The organism is uncultured Kordia sp. (assembly GCF_947496985.1).
Classification (GTDB): Bacteria; Bacteroidota; Bacteroidia; order Flavobacteriales; family Flavobacteriaceae; genus Kordia.
The window spans coordinates 240,192-253,755 of sequence record NZ_CANMEZ010000001.1; the positions used below are offsets into that span (position 1 = coordinate 240,192).

The 13,564-nt window shown below is 33.4% G+C and carries 13 protein-coding genes; 6 read left to right on the top strand and 7 right to left on the bottom strand.

All coding sequences use genetic code 11. From position 1 onward, the window contains the following. Window positions 1-53: 53 nt before the first annotated feature. Window positions 54-1,352: a tyrosine--tRNA ligase gene (gene tyrS, locus Q0828_RS01210; protein ID WP_298416990.1), complete on the bottom strand. Its 1,299-nt coding sequence runs from the start codon at window positions 1,350-1,352 to the stop codon at window positions 54-56. 65 nt (window positions 1,353-1,417) lie between these two features. On the opposite strand from tyrS, the gene Q0828_RS01215 reads away from it, so the two are divergent. Both Q0828_RS01215 and Q0828_RS01220 read left to right on the top strand, forming a co-directional pair. Further along, the gene (locus tag Q0828_RS01215) at window positions 1,418-2,422 is read left to right on the top strand and encodes an NAD-dependent epimerase/dehydratase family protein (protein ID WP_298416992.1); all 1,005 of its coding nucleotides are present in this window, start codon (window positions 1,418-1,420) and stop codon (window positions 2,420-2,422) included. 86 nt (window positions 2,423-2,508) lie between these two features. Continuing rightward, entirely contained in the window at window positions 2,509-4,107 is a 1,599-nt protein-coding gene (locus Q0828_RS01220) for a hypothetical protein (protein ID WP_298416994.1), read from the top strand. Window positions 4,108-4,117: 10 nt separating this feature from the next. Here Q0828_RS01220 and Q0828_RS01225 read toward each other — a convergent pair whose 3' ends face one another. Genes Q0828_RS01225 through Q0828_RS01235 form a run of 3 tightly spaced genes read right to left on the bottom strand, consistent with a single transcriptional unit; the run spans window position 4,118 to window position 6,637 of the window. Then, on the bottom strand, window positions 4,118-4,579 hold the full coding sequence (locus Q0828_RS01225) for a DUF4296 domain-containing protein (protein WP_298416995.1): 462 nt from the start codon (window positions 4,577-4,579) through the stop codon (window positions 4,118-4,120). Beyond that, entirely contained in the window at window positions 4,576-5,910 is a 1,335-nt protein-coding gene (locus Q0828_RS01230; protein ID WP_298416996.1) for a dihydroorotase, read from the bottom strand. Before Q0828_RS01230 ends, Q0828_RS01225 begins: the two co-directional genes overlap by 4 nt. Continuing rightward, a complete protein-coding gene (locus Q0828_RS01235; RefSeq protein ID WP_298416997.1) occupies window positions 5,903-6,637 on the bottom strand; it encodes a polyprenol monophosphomannose synthase in 735 nt (244 codons plus the stop codon). Before Q0828_RS01235 ends, Q0828_RS01230 begins: the two co-directional genes overlap by 8 nt. 110 nt (window positions 6,638-6,747) lie before the next feature. On the opposite strand from Q0828_RS01235, the gene Q0828_RS24500 reads away from it, so the two are divergent. Together Q0828_RS24500 and Q0828_RS01240 are read left to right on the top strand one after the other, a co-directional pair. Further along, entirely contained in the window at window positions 6,748-7,407 is a 660-nt protein-coding gene (locus Q0828_RS24500) for a DUF4271 domain-containing protein (protein ID WP_366523558.1), read from the top strand. A gap of 24 nt (window positions 7,408-7,431) precedes the next feature. Next, a complete protein-coding gene (locus Q0828_RS01240) occupies window positions 7,432-8,178 on the top strand; it encodes a uroporphyrinogen-III synthase (RefSeq protein ID WP_298416998.1) in 747 nt (248 codons plus the stop codon). Between the two features lie 193 nt (window positions 8,179-8,371). Here Q0828_RS01240 and pckA read toward each other — a convergent pair whose 3' ends face one another. Further along, a complete protein-coding gene (gene pckA / locus Q0828_RS01245) occupies window positions 8,372-9,970 on the bottom strand; it encodes a phosphoenolpyruvate carboxykinase (ATP) (RefSeq protein ID WP_298416999.1) in 1,599 nt (532 codons plus the stop codon). Between the two features lie 68 nt (window positions 9,971-10,038). Then, on the bottom strand, window positions 10,039-10,437 hold the full coding sequence (locus Q0828_RS01250) for a DUF423 domain-containing protein (RefSeq protein WP_298417000.1): 399 nt from the start codon (window positions 10,435-10,437) through the stop codon (window positions 10,039-10,041). Between the two features lie 89 nt (window positions 10,438-10,526). On the opposite strand from Q0828_RS01250, the gene Q0828_RS01255 reads away from it, so the two are divergent. Both Q0828_RS01255 and Q0828_RS01260 read left to right on the top strand, forming a co-directional pair. After that, complete coding sequence (locus Q0828_RS01255) at window positions 10,527-11,891, top strand: saccharopine dehydrogenase C-terminal domain-containing protein (RefSeq protein ID WP_298417001.1); 1,365 nt, start codon at window positions 10,527-10,529, stop codon at window positions 11,889-11,891. A 227-nt stretch (window positions 11,892-12,118) separates the two neighbouring features. Further along, entirely contained in the window at window positions 12,119-12,589 is a 471-nt protein-coding gene (locus Q0828_RS01260; RefSeq protein ID WP_298417002.1) for an Lrp/AsnC ligand binding domain-containing protein, read from the top strand. 127 nt (window positions 12,590-12,716) lie between these two features. On the opposite strand, the gene Q0828_RS01265 is transcribed toward Q0828_RS01260, so the two are convergent. Beyond that, entirely contained in the window at window positions 12,717-13,412 is a 696-nt protein-coding gene (locus Q0828_RS01265; RefSeq protein ID WP_298417004.1) for a zinc metallopeptidase, read from the bottom strand. Window positions 13,413-13,564: the final 152 nt, after the last annotated feature.

Here is a 13,564-nt window from a genome sequence, read left to right on the forward strand (position 1 = left end):
TTCAAACCCTGAGTATTGCCCTACTACACAATATTCAGGGTTTTTTAATGGATTTATTTTACAATCAACAAGAAATTTTTCTTCCTTCCACGTTGAATAGTTACAAACTTATCATTGATTAAATCATCAGTCGTGATTTTATAATCTTCTTTTACTTTCGTTTTGTTAACCGCAACTGAGTTTTCTTTTAAAGCTCTACGTGCATCTCCATTAGAAGCTAAGAAATTAGTTTTTGCAGACAAAGCAGCAATCATATCCATACCTTCTTCTATATCTGAACGCTCAATTTCCGCTTGCGGAACACCTTCAAAAACATCTAACAACGTTTGCTCGTCTAATTGCTTAAAATCTTCCGTAGTTGATTTTCCAAATAGAATATTCGTTGCTTTTTGAGCATTTTCTAAATCTTCTTTACTATGTACTAACGTAGTTACTTCCTCCGCCAAACGTTTTTGTAAAATACGCATATGTGGCGCTTCTACATGTTCAGCAATTAAAGCATCAATTATTTCTTTATCTAAAAATGTAAAGATTTTAATATACTTTTCTGCATCAGCATCTGAAGCATTTAACCAAAACTGATAAAAACGGTATACAGAAGTTTTATCAGCATCTAACCAGACATTTCCACCAGCCGTTTTTCCAAATTTAGAACCATCTGCTTTGGTAATTAACGGACAGGTCATTGCATATGCTTTTGTAGCTTCATCGTTCATTCTACGCACTAATTCGGTTCCCGTCGTAATATTTCCCCATTGATCAGATCCTCCCATTTGTAACAAACAATTATGTTCTTTATGTAAATGGTAAAAATCGTATCCTTGAATTAACTGGTATGTAAACTCTGTAAACGACATTCCAACACCTTCTCCTGTCAAACGTTTCTTTACAGAATCTTTTGCCATCATATAGTTTACGGTAATTCGTTTTCCAACATCACGTGCAAAATTGATAAAAGAAAAATCTTTCATCCAATCGTAATTGTTTACCAATATTGGCGCATTATCTTCACTTCCGTTGAAATCTAAAAAGCGAGATAACACACGCTTAATTCCAGCTACATTTTTAGCTAAAATCTCTTCTGTTAGCAAATTACGCTCATCTGACTTCCCTGACGGATCTCCAATCATCCCTGTAGCACCTCCAACCAATGCAATTGGCTTATGTCCTGCTTTATGTAAATGCATCAACAAAATAATAGGAACCAAACTCCCAATATGTAAAGAGTCTGATGTTGGATCAAATCCAATATAGGCAGTTGTCATTTCTTTACTCAATTGATCTTCTGTTCCTGGCATGATATCGTGTATCATTCCTCTCCAACGTAATTCTTCTACTAAATTGTTGTTCATCTTTATATTCTTTTAAAGCTCCGCAAAGATATAAAAGTGAAAAGAAAAAAGTTTATTTTAGTGGCATGATATTAATCACTGGAGGAACTGGATTAGTTGGTGCGCATTTATTGGCACATTTAGTACAAACAGAACAACGTATAAAAGCGATTTACAGAACAGAAAATAAGCTAGATGCTGTTAAAAATGTTTTTACATATTATTTTGATGATGTCGATTATTTTTATGATAAAATTGAATGGCTCCAAGCCGATGTAACCGATGTTCCTTCACTTGAAACTGCTTTTTCTAAAGTAACACATGTTTACCACGCAGCAGCATTGATTTCATTTGACCCGAAAGATTTTGATATGTTGCGAAAAGTTAATATTCAGGGAACTGCTAATATTGTAAATTTATGTGTCGCTCACGGCGTGAAAAAACTCTGTTTTGTAAGTTCGATAGCTGCTGTTGGTGAAAATGAAGATCCAACAATTCCAATTACGGAAGAAACACACTGGAATCCTGAAGTTGACAATAGTGTATATGCTATTTCAAAATATGGTTCCGAAATGGAGGTTTGGCGAGGTTCTCAAGAAGGTTTAGACATTGTCATTGTAAATCCTGCTATTATTTTAGGTGCTGGATTCTGGCGTACAGGAAGTGGTTCGTTATTTAGAAAAATTGACCAAGGACTAAAGTATTACACCAAAGGAATTTTAAGTTATGTAGACGTTCAAGATGTAGTTACCGTGATGATTCAACTTATGGAGAGTAACATAAAAAATGAACGTTTTGTATTAGTTGCCGAAAATTGGAGTTTAGAAAAGTTTACCAAAACAATGGCAAAAGCTTTAGATGTAAAACCACCAACAAAAGAAGCTAGTTCGTTTTTAATAGGAATTGGTTGGCGAATGGACTGGTTACGACAATTTTTCACTGGAAAACACAGAAAATTAACCAAGCAAACTGCAAAGTCCATTCAATCGCAATCGTTTTTTGATAGTAGTAAAATTCAAAATGCATTGAATTTCAAATTCAAACCACTTGAAGAAACTATTGAACGTGTAAGTAAACGGTATAGAAAATAGCTTGACCTTATTTTATATTGGTTTTGAGAGTTAGGCACGAAATATGATGCAAATAGTTTGAAAACTCATTAACACAAAACCAACCCATGAAATTAACTCCATACCATTTTGTATGTTTCTTAACTACATCTATCTTTTTATATAGTTGTAAAAATGATCCAAAAACAAATAATACTCCTACAGAAGATATAACTCAAAAAATTGACACAACTTCAAAAGTAACCATCGTTGGAAAATCAGATGATGCAGCAGCTTTGGAATATTTAAATATTTTAGACTTCTCCAATTTTGGCTTTTCATCGTATCAAAAACCAAAAGAAAAAGATGTTTTTGCCGATTCATTAAAGCTCGATCTTTTCAAAATACAGCAACCGCAACTCATGGATTTGATGGCGTTTTCAGACAATCAAGACACGATTCCCTACTTTACACGGATATTTGTAACACCGGGCGATCGTATTTCTATGAATATAAAAAATGGAAAGATTCAATTTTCAGGAAAAAATAGCGATCATTATAATTTTTTCTTAGAAATGAACGATCCGTTACGCCAACAATGGGCTGTATATAAACAAGATCCAAATCAATATCAAACTGAATTAGAACTAGCATACAAAAAGAAAGATGGCTTCTTAGAAAACTATATATACGAGCATCCTAAAGTATCCGACAGTTTTAAAAAACTTGTTCCAGCTGAATTACATTTTGAATACTTGTATAACTTAATGTTGCCCAGAAATGTTGAGGATCAATTGGTCGAAGGAAATTACACAAACAGCAGTAATACTATTGTATATGAATACGCAATGAACAACTTTTCTGAAGAGAAGCTATTTGACTTTAAATCGTATTTTGGAAATATTACAGTAGCTGATTTTCAACATCCTGAATTGATCAATAACGATTATTTTAAACGTAGTCTGGTGTTATACATTCGTCATTACTTTGTAAACCATGAATACCTTGATTATTCACGAAAAAACTTTTTAGACGAAAAGAATTTTATTCAGAAAAATTTTGACGGAGCTATAGAGAATTATGCGATTGGTCGATTGATTAACGATTATTACACAAACGGTTTTGGAACAGGAAAACAAGATATTGATATCATTAAAAATCTCATTAAAGAATATGAAGTACCTTTTTCTGAACCATCTTTTTCAAAACGTATGGATAGAATATCCTCCAATCTTGACATGTATGATTTTGAGATTCCGACTAAAGTTTTAAACGAAAAACTATTAACATTTAATGGTGATACGATTACTGTAAGGAGAATTCTTGAAAAAAGGGGGAACAACATTAAAGCAATTGATTTCTGGGTAACCTGCTCTGCACCAGGCATTTTGGATATAAAACAATCAAGAGATTTTAGACATACAATCTCCAAACAAAAAGGAATAGAATTTATCTACTTCGCTGTAGATGAAGATAAAAACGAGTGGATGAAACATGTTGAGCGTTTAAAAGACTATGTTAATAAAGAGCAGCAGTATTTAATTCTGAACGGAAAAACATCAAAGATTGTAAACTATATGGTTAACAAAGAGCAAAAGCCTACTCAATGGTATACAGTTCCAAGGTATAGTATTTTAAGTTCTAACAATAAAGTGATTAGCAATAATTGCCCAAGAGCATCCGATAGTATAAATTTCAGAAAAGTAATTGAACAAATTAAGCAATAAATCTTAACAGTTAGCTCTTTTTAACTGCCTTCAGCTTCTTTTTTTGCACTGTATCTTTTCGTTTATTAAGACGTTCTTGCTCTTCTTTTTTAGCTTTTTGCAGTGAATCTCTACGCTTTTTTTCTTTTTCCAATTCGGCTTCTACATCGCGGCGCTCTTTTAGGAATCGTGTATTTACAAGGTCGTAAATCTTGTCATATTTTAATGGATATGCCGCATAGTAATTATTACTTTCTGCAAACTGAGCGCTATCTACATTATGTTTTTTGTATAGATATGTGTCGTAATGAAAAAAACTTGCTTCTAAGTTTTTCTTATCAACACCTTTCATTGAATTGATCAATGTAATATCATACAAAATATCCGCCATTTGTTGTTTTGACAATAAATCATCAGGCTTTGGTACCGCTTCCTCTTTACAGGATACAACCAATAATAGTAACGTAAGTATAGAAGCTATGTATGTTTTCATCTGTTGAATTCTAATTGTTTTACCTGACGTTTTTCAGAGATTTTCCCATCTGCGTAGGCTAAATTTCCATTTACAAATGTATGCGTAATTACAGAGTCAAACGTTGTTCCTTCAAACGGAGACCATCCACATTTATATAACACATTGTCTTTAGCAACTTCGTATGATTTTCCTAAATCAACTAACACCAAATCAGCATAATAACCTTCTTTTACAAAACCTCTGTCTTTTACTTGAAATAAACGCGCTGGATTATGACACATTTTCTGTACAATCTTTTCCAACGAAATTTTTCCTGCTTTGTGCGCTTGTATCATCGCGTTTAACGCATGTTGTACTAACGGTCCGCCAGAAGGTGCTTTTGTATATGGATTGTTTTTTTCTTCTATGGTATGTGGCGCATGATCGGTTGCAATTACATCAATACGATCGTCTAATAAAGCTTCCCATAATTGTGCTCTATCTGAAGCTTTCTTCACCGCAGGATTCCACTTAATGTTTGTTCCTTTTTTAGCATAGTCTTCATCCGAAAACCATAAATGATGAATGCATACTTCTGCCGTAATTTTCTTTTCTTCTAATGGAACAGAATTGTCAAACAATGCTGTTTCTTTTCCTGTTGACAGATGAAAAACATGCAAACGCGCGCCAGTTTTCTTTGCTAACGCGATAGCTCGTGACGATGATATATAGCAAGCGTCCTCACTTCGTATGATTGGATGAAACTCCATTGGAATATCATCTCCATATTTCTCTTTGTATTCCGCTAAGTTTTTTCTAATGGTCGCTTCATCTTCACAATGTACTGAAATTACCATGTCAGTACTTGAAAATATTTTTTCTAACACCGCTTCGTTATCAACTAACATATTTCCTGTTGAGGAACCTAAAAATAATTTCAATCCAGCTACTTGTGTTGGGTCTACTTTTAAAATTTCGTCTAAATTATCATTTGTACCACCAAACATAAACGAATAGTTTGCAAAAGCTGTTTCTTTTGCAATGTCTAATTTCTCTTGCATTTTTTCAACCGTAGTTGTTTGCGGATTCGTATTTGGCATTTCTATAAATGACGTAATTCCACCTGCAATTGCCGCTCTCGATTCTGTTTGAATGTTAGCTTTATGCGTTAAACCTGGCTCTCTAAAATGTACTTGATCATCTATGACTCCTGGAAAAACATGCTTTCCTGTCGCGTCAATTATTTCAGCATCAGCTACAGTAAGATTTGTCCCAATAGTAGCAATTCGTTCACCTTCAATTAAAATATCTGCTATTTTAATTTCGGTTTCACTCACAATTTGTGCGTTTTTTAGGAGTATTTTATGCATTGTGTTTATGTTTAGTAAATAGACTTCTTATTTTCATCTTTATGATTCCAAAAACAGCTTCTGAAAAGATAGAGCTATCCATTTTAGAAACACCTTTGGTTCGGTCTGTAAAGATAACAGATACTTCTTTGATATTATAGCCTAATTTCCATGCTTTGAATTTTAATTCAATTTGAAACGCATATCCTACAAAACGAATATTATCCAAACCGATTGCTTCTAATACTTTTCTGCGATAACAGATAAATCCGGCAGTAGTATCATGGATAGGAATTCCTGTAATGAAACGCACATATTTTGAAGCAAAATACGACATCAGCACACGATTCATTGGCCAATTCACTACGTTTACACCTTTTACATAGCGTGAACCAATAGCTACATCGGCGCCTTCTTCGCAAGCATTAAACAATCGAATTAAATCATTAGGATTATGTGAAAAATCAGCATCCATTTCAAAGATGTACTCGTATTTTCGTTCCAATGCCCAACGAAAACCATGAATATATGCAGTTCCTAAGCCAGTTTTGGCGTTTCGTTTTTCTAAAAAAAGTTGGGTTGGGTATTTTTCTTGTAATTCTTGGACACGTTTATGTGTTCCGTCAGGAGAATTGTCATCTACAATCAAAACATGAAACGCTTTATCCTGAGCAAAAACAGCTCCAATAATGGCGTCTATATTTTCAATCTCGTTATACGTTGGTATGACAACAATTGCGTCTGACATCTCTATAATTTAGGCAAACAAAAGTAATTAAATTATACGTTTAACGAAGAAATGTCACGATTTGTGATAATTTTTTATGTATTATTTAACATACTCCCTAATTTTACCAAATGTTTGAAAGTATAGAACGAACGATTATTTCTAAGGATTGGCTTACATTGCTATTCTTGATTTCCTTCTGTTTACTGGTGTTGATTCGCTTTGTATTTAGAAAGCAGTTTTCGCTATTTTTAGTTTTTTTATTTTCAAACAAGTATGAGAATCAATTTATTAGCAAACAAGATGATGTTGTAAATTGGTTTAGTTCATTACTATTTTTGATTCAGATAATTTCCATCACTATTTTTAGTTATGTTGCTATTATATTTTTTCACCCATCCTTAGTCGATGCGCCTTTTCTTTTTGTGAAAATTATCACTTTTACGACGTTTTTCATCATTATTAAATATATTTTAGAAAAAATAATTGCAGTTATTTTAGACCTAGAAACGCACGTAAATACGTACAATTTCCACAAACTTAGCATACGCAACCTATTTGGAATTATCTTAATTCCAGTCAACTTAGTCCTAGTTTACTATACAAATGGGAATAAGATTATATTTTTCTCAGTAATTCTTACATTTTTTCTATATAATCTCATTGGATTATTTCTTCTACTAAAAAATTATCAAAATTTGATAATCAGCAAGTTGTTTTATTTTATTTTGTATCTTTGCGCACTTGAAATTGCCCCTTATTTAGTTATGTATAAATTTTTAGTTAAATAACGCAAAATTTAAAAAAACAGGTTTATGAAAGTAAAAACTATTTTAGTTTCTCAACCGGAACCAAAAATTGAGAATTCTCCTTACTCGAGGCTTATTGACAAGCAAAAGGTGAAAATCGATTTCAGGCCGTTTATACACGTTGAAGGCGTAAGCGCTCGCGACGTAAGACATCAAAAAATAGACTTAGGAAAGTTTACTGCTATTGTCTTAACAAGTAGAAATGCAGTTGATCATTTCTTTAGAGTAGCAGAAGAAATGCGTTTTAAGGTTCCTGACTCCATGAAGTATTTCTGTCAGTCGGAAGCAGTTGCTTACTATTTGCAGAAGTATGTAGTGTACAGAAAACGTAAGATTTATGTTGGTAAACGTACTTTTAAAGAATTACTACCTTTAATTAAAAAATACAAAGACGAATCGTTCTTGTTACCATCATCAGATGCACTAAAGCCTGCAGTCCCAGAAGCTTTAAACTCTATTAATATTTCATGGGAACGTGGTGTATTTTACAAAACTGTAGTAAGTGATTTGTCTGATTTACGTAATGTGTATTATGACATTTTAGTATTCTTTAGTCCTTCAGGAATTAAGTCATTATTAGCTAATTTCCCAGACTTTGAGCAAAATGATACACGTATCGCCGTTTTTGGTAATTCTACTATTAAAGCAACTACAGAAGCAGGATTGAGAGTTGATATTAAAGCGCCAACGCCAGAAACTCCATCTATGACGATGGCATTGGCAAAATACATTGACGAAGTGAATAAAAAATAATTACTTTATATATTTTTATAAAATCAACTACCTCGGAACAAGTTCACGAGACCTATATAAGGAATTCATTATAACATAACGAGGCAAGCCTCGGAACAATTTTAAATCTCGATTATAGAGTAAAAAAGCCTGAATCAAATGATTCAGGCTTTTTTTGGTTTAGAAATTTTGGGTTGGTTTAGTATTATACTGACTAGCCAATTGGTCCGCCAGCCATAATTTCGTCATTTGCGTATGCTGAAAATTGTGCAAAGTTTTTCTTGAACGAACCAGAAAGTTCAGCCGCTTTTGCATTGTAAGCTTCCTTATCTGCCCAAGTATCGATTGGATTTAATACTTCATTAGGCACATTTGGACAATCTTTTGGCATTGACAATCCAAAAACTGGATGTGTATGGAATTCAACGTTGTTTAATTCTCCTTGTAACGCAGCACTAATCATAGCACGTGTATATTTCAATTTCATACGACTTCCTGTTCCGTAAGGTCCACCAGTCCAACCAGTGTTTATCAACCAAACGTTTACACCAGCTTCTTGCATTTTTGCACTTAACATTTCTGCATACTTCGTTGGGTGTAAAGGCATAAAAGGCGCTCCAAAACACGCTGAGAAACTTGGTACAGGCTCATTGATTCCTGCTTCTGTTCCTGCAACTTTAGCCGTATATCCAGAAATAAAATGATAAGCAGCTTGTCCAGGTGTTAATTTTGAAATTGGAGGTAACACACCAAATGCATCCGCCGTTAAGAAAAATATATTTTTAGGATTGCTTCCAATAGAAGGAACCTGAATATTATCAATATGATAGATAGGATAACTTACACGTGTATTTTGCGTGATCGTTGTATCTTCAAAATCTACATTTTTATTTTCATCTAATACTACATTTTCAAGAATTGCTCCTTTTTTAATAGCATGATAAATATCTGGTTCTTTTTCTTCACTTAAATCGATCACTTTTGCATAGCAACCACCTTCAAAGTTAAAGACTGTATTTTCGTTTGTCCAACCGTGTTCGTCATCTCCAATTAACTTACGTTCTGGATCTGCTGACAATGTTGTTTTTCCTGTTCCTGATAAACCAAAGAAAATAGCCGTTTCACCGTTTTTACCAACATTTGCACTACAGTGCATTGGTAAAGTGTTTTTAAATACAGGAAGAATAAAGTTTAATGCAGAAAAAATACCTTTTTTAATTTCTCCTGTATATCCTGTTCCACCAATTAATGCAATTTTCTTTTCAAAGTTTAAGATAGCGAAGTTATGTTGACGCGTACCATCTACTTCAGGATCTGCCATAAATCCAGGTGCATTCACCACTAACCATTCTTCCTCAAATTGTGCTAACTCATCTTGAGTTGGACGTAAAAACATGTTATGAGCAAACATATTACTCCAAGGATACTCATTGATCACTCGGATATTCAATTTGTAATTTTCATCTGCACAAGCATAGGCATCACGCACATAAATTTCTTTTTCAGATAAATATGCAACAACTTTGTCATACAACTTATCAAAGGCAGCAGATTCAAAAGGAATGTTGATGTCTCCCCACCAAACTTTGTCTTCTGTAATACTGTCTTTTACTATAAAACGATCTTTTGGCGATCTTCCTGTGAACTCTCCTGTATTTACAGTTATAGCTCCAAAAGAAGTTTCTACTCCTTGTCCGTTTTTAATAGTTTCTTCATGAAGTTCATCTGAGGAAAGTTGATAATGCGCCTTGGCATCTTTGATTCCGTATTGATTTAACGAAATCGTTTTCGTTGAGAAGGTGTTATTCGTCATAACTTTTAACTCTTGTTGTGTTTTTTGTAAAGGGCAAAAGTATAAATATTTTTATAGATAACAGATATTTAAGTGATTTTATCCGATTTCAACCTAAAAAAACTAACAATCATTAGTATCCACGCGACTATTAACAAAGTTCCTCCTATGGGAGTTATGAACCCAATCGTAGTGAAATCAAAACTTGTCGAATTATTAGTCGCTAAAAGATATATAGATCCTGAGAATAAAATGGTTCCCCATAAAATAAAAACGAATAATAGTTTTTGCATTTTGGATGGAATATAAGGTGTTACTCCTATAAATAATAACAATAATGCATGATACATTTGATAACGAACGCCTGTTTCAAAAGAGGCAATTTGATCTACCGTCAATATTTTTTTGAGTGCATGCGCACCAAATGCACCTAAAATTACTGCTAAACATCCCAAAATAGCTCCTGTTACTAAAATCTTTTTTCTCATAAAAATGAATAGATATTTTTATAAATGTAACATTTTGCTACATTCGTGTTATATTTGTTATTTCACAAAAATACGCAACAAAAGCCACTATGCGAAACATTTTAATTATTGGTGCAGGAAAATCTGCTTCTTACCTTATCAAATATTTTTTAGATAAAAGTCATACAGAAAACTTACATATAACTGTCGGAGATATAAACATTGAAAATGCACAAAAGCTTGTTGGAGATCATCCAAATGCTTCTGCAATTTTTTTAGATGTGTTTAATGAAGAAAATAGAAAAGCCGCTATTGAAAAAGCTGCTATTGTAATTTCGATGCTCCCTGCACGTTTCCATATTGAAGTTGCAAAAGATTGTGTCCATTATGGAAAAAACATGGTTACAGCTTCTTATATCAGCAAAGAAATGCAAGCGCTAGACGAAGCTGTAAAAGAAAAAGGACTTGTTTTTATGAACGAAATTGGAGTAGATCCAGGAATCGATCATATGAGTGCTATGGAAGTGATAGATCGTATCCGTGATGATAATGGAAAAATGATTTTGTTTGAATCGTTTACTGGTGGACTCGTTGCGCCAGAAAGTGACACTAACTTATGGAATTACAAATTTACTTGGAACCCTAGAAATGTAGTGTTAGCCGGACAAGGTGGCGCTGCAAAGTTTATCCAAGAAGGTACTTATAAGTATATTCCATATAATCGTTTGTTCCGTAGAACCGAATTTTTAAATGTTGAAGGCTATGGAAAGTTTGAAGCCTACGCAAATCGTGATTCCTTAAAGTATAGAAGTGTATACGGCTTAGATGATATTTTAACTTTATATCGTGGAACTATTCGTAGAGTTGGATATTCTAGAGCTTGGCAAATGTTTGTCATTTTAGGAATGACTGATGACAGCTATACGATTGAAAATTCTGCAGAGATGAGTTATCGTGACTTTGTAAATTCGTTTTTACCATATAGTCCAACAGATTCTGTAGAGTTAAAAATGCGTCATAATTTAAAAATTGACCAAGATGATACTCTTTGGGAAAAGTTATTGGAGTTAGATCTTTTTAACCCAACTAAAATGGTAGGTTTAGAGAATGCAACACCAGCACAAATTCTTCAAAAAATCTTAATGGATAGTTGGACACTTGCGCCAGAAGATAAAGACATGATTGTGATGTATCATAAATTCGGTTACGAAAAAGATGGCAAAAAACATCAAATTGAGTCAAAAATGGTGATTTTAGGCGAAGATCAAACATATACAGCTATGGCAAAAACTGTTGGCTTACCAGTTGCTATTGCTGCCTTGAAAATTTTAAATGGCGAAATTAAAACACCAGGCGTTCAATTACCGATTACAAAAGAAGTATATACACCTATTTTAAAAGAATTGGAAAATTATGGAGTTATTTTTAAAGAAGAAGAAGTTCCATATTTTGGCTATGATCCTGCCAACATGTAAAAACGACTTTTGATTTATAGAAACTTACATGCTAGATTGAGTGAATTTACACAGTAAATTTATATCGAAATCTATTTGTATTTATAATAGCTATCATTCTTATAAAAATTTCAATTTAAAAGGAAATTGAGTCAAAAAAGATCAAATTTTACCGCCAAATACCTTTTTACTTAAGATTTAAGAAAAAAGTGCTATTTTTAACTTTCATACTCTAAATATAGATTTTTATGAAAGTGATTAATGATCAAATTGAGATTGATGGTATTGACAAACAAATTTTACGGGCATTAATGCAAGATGCACGAACACCTATTTTAAGCATTGCGCGAACGATTGGAATTTCAGGAGCTGCTATTCATCAACGATTGCGAAAGTTAGAAGATGCAAAATTAATCATAGGTTCAAAATTTGTTATTAATCCGAAAGTTTTAGGCTACAAAACAATGGCGTTTATTGGTGTGTATTTAGATAAAGCCATGCGTAATCCTGCAGCCGTAAAAGAATTAGAGCAAATTCCAGAAGTTATGGAAAGTCATTATACTACAGGAAATTGGTCGCTACTGATTAAAATTTTGTGTAAAGACAACGAACATCTTATGCATATTTTAAACCATAAAATACAAGCAATTAAAGGAGTTTCGCGAACGGAAACTTTTATTTCCCTAAATCAACAAATTGATCGTCAGATTAAAGTATAACATTTCGGTAGCTTCGCTGAGTATTTTCAATTAAAATATATTTAATCTCAATAATACTCAAGGCGTTACACTTAAAGATTCTAAAACGTCATTCTGAACTTATTTCAGAATCTTATTTATTACTATTTTAGCGCCTGTTGAGATATTTCATAAAATATAGTAAGGTTGCCAACGAACCAAGTGCAGCTACAACATACGTTCTTGCCGCCCATTTGAGAGCATCTTGCGCGCCCAAAAATTCTTCTTGTGATACCATATTTTTGTGTTTTAACCAACGTAACGCTCTGTTACTTGCATCATATTCTACAGGAAGTGTTACAAAACTAAACGCAGTTCCTAATGCAAACATAACTAATCCTATGATTAAAATATTTTGACCTAATCCAGCTCCTTGACCTGCCATAAGTGCAATTCCTCCAAAGATAACCCATTGTGAAAATTTTGAAGCTACACTTACCATAGGCACCATTTTCGATCGCATTTGCAACCATTTGTATCCTTTTGCATGTTGTACAGCATGTCCAACTTCATGAGCCGCTACTGCCGCAGCCGCAGCATTTCGCTGGTTGTATACACCTTCACTAAGGTTCACCGTTTTATCCCTAGGATTGTAATGATCTGTTAACATTCCGCGTACAGAAACTACTTTTACGTCTCGTATTCCATGATCTGCAAGCATTTTTTCCGCTATTTCTGCACCACTCATTCCATTACGTAAGTGAAGTTTAGAGTAATATGCAAACTTACTTTTAAGCTTGTTACTTACAAACATACTTACCAACATTATTGCGCCCGCTAGGAGCATATATCCACTTGAAAACATAATATTCTATTTTGTATATCTCCTAAAATACAAAAACCTCGCCAAATAAGCGAGGTTTGTATTTACATGAAGTTTTGTCAGTTTTTGCGATGAATTGCGTGTCTTTTTAGCAAAAAACTACCTTTTGAATAGTATTATTGGACTAATTTGAT

Coding starts and splice junctions, on each gene's coding strand:
- tyrS (WP_298416990.1), bottom strand. CDS start 1,352: ATGAACAACAATTTAGTAGAAGAATTACGTTGGAGAGGAATGATACAC.
- Q0828_RS01215 (WP_298416992.1), top strand. CDS start 1,418: ATGATATTAATCACTGGAGGAACTGGATTAGTTGGTGCGCATTTATTG.
- Q0828_RS01220 (WP_298416994.1), top strand. CDS start 2,509: ATGAAATTAACTCCATACCATTTTGTATGTTTCTTAACTACATCTATC.
- Q0828_RS01225 (WP_298416995.1), bottom strand. CDS start 4,579: ATGAAAACATACATAGCTTCTATACTTACGTTACTATTATTGGTTGTA.
- Q0828_RS01230 (WP_298416996.1), bottom strand. CDS start 5,910: ATGCATAAAATACTCCTAAAAAACGCACAAATTGTGAGTGAAACCGAA.
- Q0828_RS01235 (WP_298416997.1), bottom strand. CDS start 6,637: ATGTCAGACGCAATTGTTGTCATACCAACGTATAACGAGATTGAAAAT.
- Q0828_RS24500 (WP_366523558.1), top strand. CDS start 6,748: ATGTTTGAAAGTATAGAACGAACGATTATTTCTAAGGATTGGCTTACA.
- Q0828_RS01240 (WP_298416998.1), top strand. CDS start 7,432: ATGAAAGTAAAAACTATTTTAGTTTCTCAACCGGAACCAAAAATTGAG.
- pckA (WP_298416999.1), bottom strand. CDS start 9,970: ATGACGAATAACACCTTCTCAACGAAAACGATTTCGTTAAATCAATAC.
- Q0828_RS01250 (WP_298417000.1), bottom strand. CDS start 10,437: ATGAGAAAAAAGATTTTAGTAACAGGAGCTATTTTGGGATGTTTAGCA.
- Q0828_RS01255 (WP_298417001.1), top strand. CDS start 10,527: ATGCGAAACATTTTAATTATTGGTGCAGGAAAATCTGCTTCTTACCTT.
- Q0828_RS01260 (WP_298417002.1), top strand. CDS start 12,119: ATGAAAGTGATTAATGATCAAATTGAGATTGATGGTATTGACAAACAA.
- Q0828_RS01265 (WP_298417004.1), bottom strand. CDS start 13,412: ATGTTTTCAAGTGGATATATGCTCCTAGCGGGCGCAATAATGTTGGTA.